Source organism: Nitrospira sp. BLG_2, assembly GCF_049222245.1.
In genome coordinates, this window is record NZ_JBLYIG010000516.1 from 1 (window position 1) to 4,051 (window position 4,051).

At 53.5% G+C, this 4,051-nt stretch carries 5 protein-coding genes; all 5 read left to right on the top strand.

Translation table 11 applies throughout. From position 1 onward, the window contains the following. Positions 1-571: ABC transporter ATP-binding protein (locus ACOSYY_RS13915; protein ID WP_421663118.1), on the top strand; the 571-nt coding region annotated here is incomplete at its 5' end. Between the two features lie 11 nt (positions 572-582). After that, positions 583-1,026, top strand: a complete 444-nt coding sequence (gene mlaD, locus ACOSYY_RS13920) for an outer membrane lipid asymmetry maintenance protein MlaD (RefSeq protein WP_526023323.1) — start codon at positions 583-585, stop codon at positions 1,024-1,026. A 66-nt stretch (positions 1,027-1,092) separates the two neighbouring features. Further along, on the top strand, positions 1,093-1,725 hold the full coding sequence (locus tag ACOSYY_RS13925) for an MlaC/ttg2D family ABC transporter substrate-binding protein (RefSeq protein ID WP_421663120.1): 633 nt from the start codon (positions 1,093-1,095) through the stop codon (positions 1,723-1,725). A gap of 28 nt (positions 1,726-1,753) precedes the next feature. After that, entirely contained in the window at positions 1,754-2,950 is a 1,197-nt protein-coding gene (locus ACOSYY_RS13930; RefSeq protein ID WP_421663121.1) for a BamA/TamA family outer membrane protein, read from the top strand. Positions 2,951-3,160: 210 nt separating this feature from the next. Next, the coding region (locus ACOSYY_RS13935; RefSeq protein WP_421663122.1) for a 1-deoxy-D-xylulose-5-phosphate synthase N-terminal domain-containing protein at positions 3,161-4,051 on the top strand (891 nt) is incomplete at its 3' end.

Genomic DNA, 4,051 nt, shown 5'->3' on the forward strand with positions numbered 1-4,051 from the left:
GGAGATTTCCCGGCTCCATGGCCATGCACTGAACGAAGTGCGCAAGCGGTTCGCGATGTTGTTTCAGGGGGCGGCGCTGTTCGATTCACTCACTGTCTTCGAAAACGTGGCGTTTCCGCTCAGAGAAAGACTCCGAATGAAAGGTTCGGATGTCACCAGCCGTGTCGAAGAGAAGTTGGATCAAGTAGGCCTGGCCGGGATGGGACACAAGTTCCCCGCCGAACTCAGCGGTGGCATGCGGAAGCGCGCCGGCCTGGCACGCGCCTTGGTGATGCAACCGGAAATTATGCTCTTCGACGAACCCACGACGGGCCTTGATCCGCTCATGGCCAAATCGATTCACGATCTCATTACGAGCATGCAACGGAGATTCAGGTTTACCGCCGTGATGGTGAGCCACCAGATTCCGGAGATATTCGCGATATCCGATTATGTCGCGATGTTAAAAGGTGGAAAAATAGCCGCGATGGCAGAGCCGACGGAATTGCAACGGACAACCGATCCAGAAATCAGGGAATTCATCTCGGTCGGCGGCACGGTACCGCTGAATAAGGCGGATTACACGGACTAGGGAGCGCCATGATGGACAAAAGCAAGTTAGAGCTGATCGTCGGCGTGTTCGTGCTGATCGGGATCGTCTGTTTGGGCTATCTCTCGATTAAGCTCGGTAAGTTGGAACTGATCGGTGGAGATGTCTACGAAGTGGATGCTCTGTTCAATTCTGCCACAGGGCTGAAAGGCGGAGCGGCTGTGGAAGTCGCCGGCGTTGAGGTGGGCCGAGTCAAGACCATCAGTCTGAAAGAGGATCGGGCGATGGTGAGGCTGGCGGTTCAGAATGGGACGAAACTCTATTCCGATACCATCGCTTCGATCAAGACCCGAGGGATCATCGGAGAAAAGTATCTTGCGCTCTCGCCGGGGGGAGGGGGAGATCCTCTGAAGCCGGGTGACATGATTCGTGATACTGAATCAGGCCTTGACCTTGAGGAGTTGGTGAGTCAGTACGTCCACGGGAAGGTCAACTGAACCGGATCTATTCGACTGATGTCGCGGAAAAGATCATGCAATTGGTGTATGGGAGCGATGATAGCGATGAAGAATACATGGACTGAGTGGAAAGGCGGCAGCTTGTGGTTCACGGCGCTCATGATCGTACTTTGCATGGAAGTGATGGAGGCACCTGGTTATGCTGGCTCTCCTACCGATTCCATGAAAACGACAATCGACGAAGTGCTTCGCATCGTAAGGAAACAGGAACTCAAACAACCGCAGAACGCGGAGGAGCGTCGGCACCTGCTGGAGAAAGTAGTGGAGGCTCGATTTGACTATACGGAAATGTCCCGACGGGCACTTGGAGCTCCCTGGAATCAGCTGACTGATCAGCAAAAACAGGAATTCGTCGACCTCTTTCGGAAGTTGCTGACAAATTCGTATGCGGACAAGATCGAAACCTATTCAGGCGAAGGTGTGCAGTATCTAAATGAACGAACGGAGAAAGATTACGCGGAAGTCAGGACCAAGGTGCTGTCAGGAAAGACGGAAATCCCGCTCGATTATCGCTTGATCAATAGGTCGGATGATTGGCGGGTCTATGACGTCGTCGTGGACGGAGTCAGCCTGGTCAACAACTATCGCGGACAGTTTACGAAGATTCTTCGTGCCTCATCCTATTCGGACCTCGTCGATCAGCTTCGCAAAAAATCCGACAAGCTCACGGCGCCATAACGCCGTTTGCGGAGTCATGAGTACATGTATGCGTAGCCTTGCTATCGGTGCCGCGCTTCTGCTGCTTTGGGGGCTGTGCCCTCTTGCGCTCACCTACGTTCACGCCGATGTGCGGTTTTTCCCCATCCCTGCCGTCAGTACAAGCAAAAACGACGGCAGTGAGGTTGGGATGATCGTCCCTGCTCTGGTCACCGGACCGGATGGGGACCTCAAGTATTTGGTCGCGCCGATGGTGGTCTATAATTCAATCGTTGGCGCCCGTGGAACCCTCAATCTGTTCCGGTATGAACCAGGTGGAAAGGAACTCCGAGGTATCGCGTCGTGGACAGAGCGAATCGAGCGGAAATTCCTGCTGAGCTATGTCGACCCCGGTTTCAGTAATGGTCGGTATAGTATTGGGTTCAGTGCCATGCATTTCAAGAATGCCACCGTGCGTTTTTTCGGGCTCGGTCCGACCACTGTAGAGAGTCAGGAGACCAACTACACGGCCTCTGAGACGAGGTTGAACTGGAAATTCGGTGTCTATGCGAATGAGGTCACGCAAATTGCGGTCAGTCAACGATTGCGGCACATGCAAGCGATCCAACAGGGTGCCACGGAACTTCCCTTTTCCGGAGATGTCTTTCCCGAGGCCCCGGGTGTGGAAGGAGCGACGATTCTGGGCCAGCGGATCAGCTTTCATTATGACACGCGGAATAACCTGGTGACTCCGACGGATGGGATGGCGATCACGGCCTATGCGGAGCTCAATTACAATTTCCATCAGGGTGCCGACCCTCTGTATTCCAGGTATGGGCTCGAGATCAAAAAGATGTTTGCAAGTGAATCCAAACGGGCGATTTTGGTCATTCGCGGCGATTTGCAAGCCACAATCGGCTCGGATGTTCCATTTTATGAACAGAGCTCATTGGGTGGGCAAAATAATCTGCGCGGTTTTGGTGTCGACCGGTACATCGACAAACAGCTGATTGCCTTCAGTATTGAGGAACGCATTCATATACTTCGAACGCGCCTGGCCGGAGTCATAGCGGATTTTGAGATTGCGCCGTTCATCGACACCGGGCAAGTATTCAACTCGTTTAAGAATGTGAGTTTCAAGGACTATCGCATTACACCGGGTATCGGGTTTCGAGGGATCATACGCCCCAATGTCGTGGGTCGGATCGACTATGGATTCAGTAAAGAAGGAGGAGCTATTTTTGCCGGGCTCGATTTTCCTTACTAACCGAACCATCCGGTGACCACGCCAATCGGGCAGTCTCGACCCTTGTCACGAGGTTTAGGACAGAGGCAACCTACCAGGACATGTTTCATAAGTGCTTGACTTCATATGGTTCCTGTGTGAGACTCCACCCGAATTTGACACCCGAACGAACCGTGCGGGTGGTGGTGTGTGGGCCACGTTGCTGACGGGGCAAACGAAGGGAGACTAGCTATGTCCATACTCAAGACGATCCATAGTCCTGCCGATCTGAAGCGGTTGTCTCCCGACAAATTTCCGCCATTGTGCCGGGAGATTCGTGAACAGATTATCGGAGCCGTTTCGAATGTGGGTGGACACCTGGCCTCCAATTTAGGCGTTGTCGAGCTCACAGTCGCCTTGCAGTATCTTCTGGATACACCGACCGATAAAATCGTCTGGGACACCAGCAATCAGTCATACACGCACAAACTCCTCACCGGCCGGCGTGAGCAGTTCCATACGCTTCGCCAGTACGGAGGATTGAGCGGATTCTGTAAGCGGGAGGAGAGTGAGTACGATACATTCAACGCCGGCCATGCGGGGACTGGTGTGTCGGCCGCCTTCGGCATGGTTGAAGCAAGAGAACAGTTGAGGCAAAAGTATAAGGTCGTCTGTGTCGTCGGTGACGGCGCCATGACGGCGGGGATGACGCTGGAAGGGCTGCATCATGCCGGGGGACTCGGAAAAGATTTTCTGGTGATTTTGAACGACAATCAAATGTCGATCTCAAAAAACGTCGGGGCTATTTCCGCTTATCTGAGTCGGACCATTACGGGTGAGTTCTACGGGAAAGTGCGTGAAGAGACCGGTCAGCTATTGAGTAGGATCCCTCATATCGGCTCCGACATGCAGAAGCTCGCCCGCCGGGCCGAAGAGCTCGCCAAAGGTGTGATTCTGCCGGGATTGCTCTTTGAGGAATTGGGGTTTCAATACAGTGGGCCCATCGACGGCCATAACTTTGAGCATCTCCTTCCCACGATTGAGAATGTGCTGAAGATGAAGGGGCCGGTCCTGCTTCATATCATCACGAAGAAGGGGCTCGGCTACGAACCGGCTATTAAGAATCCGGTATGGTTCCATGCG

What these genes read in the sequence shown, in the direction of transcription:
- ACOSYY_RS13930 (WP_421663121.1), top strand. Translation starts at nt 1,754, where the DNA reads ATGCGTAGCCTTGCTATCGGTGCCGCGCTTCTGCTGCTTTGGGGGCTG.
- mlaD (WP_526023323.1), top strand. Translation starts at nt 583, where the DNA reads ATGGACAAAAGCAAGTTAGAGCTGATCGTCGGCGTGTTCGTGCTGATC.
- ACOSYY_RS13925 (WP_421663120.1), top strand. Translation starts at nt 1,093, where the DNA reads ATGAAGAATACATGGACTGAGTGGAAAGGCGGCAGCTTGTGGTTCACG.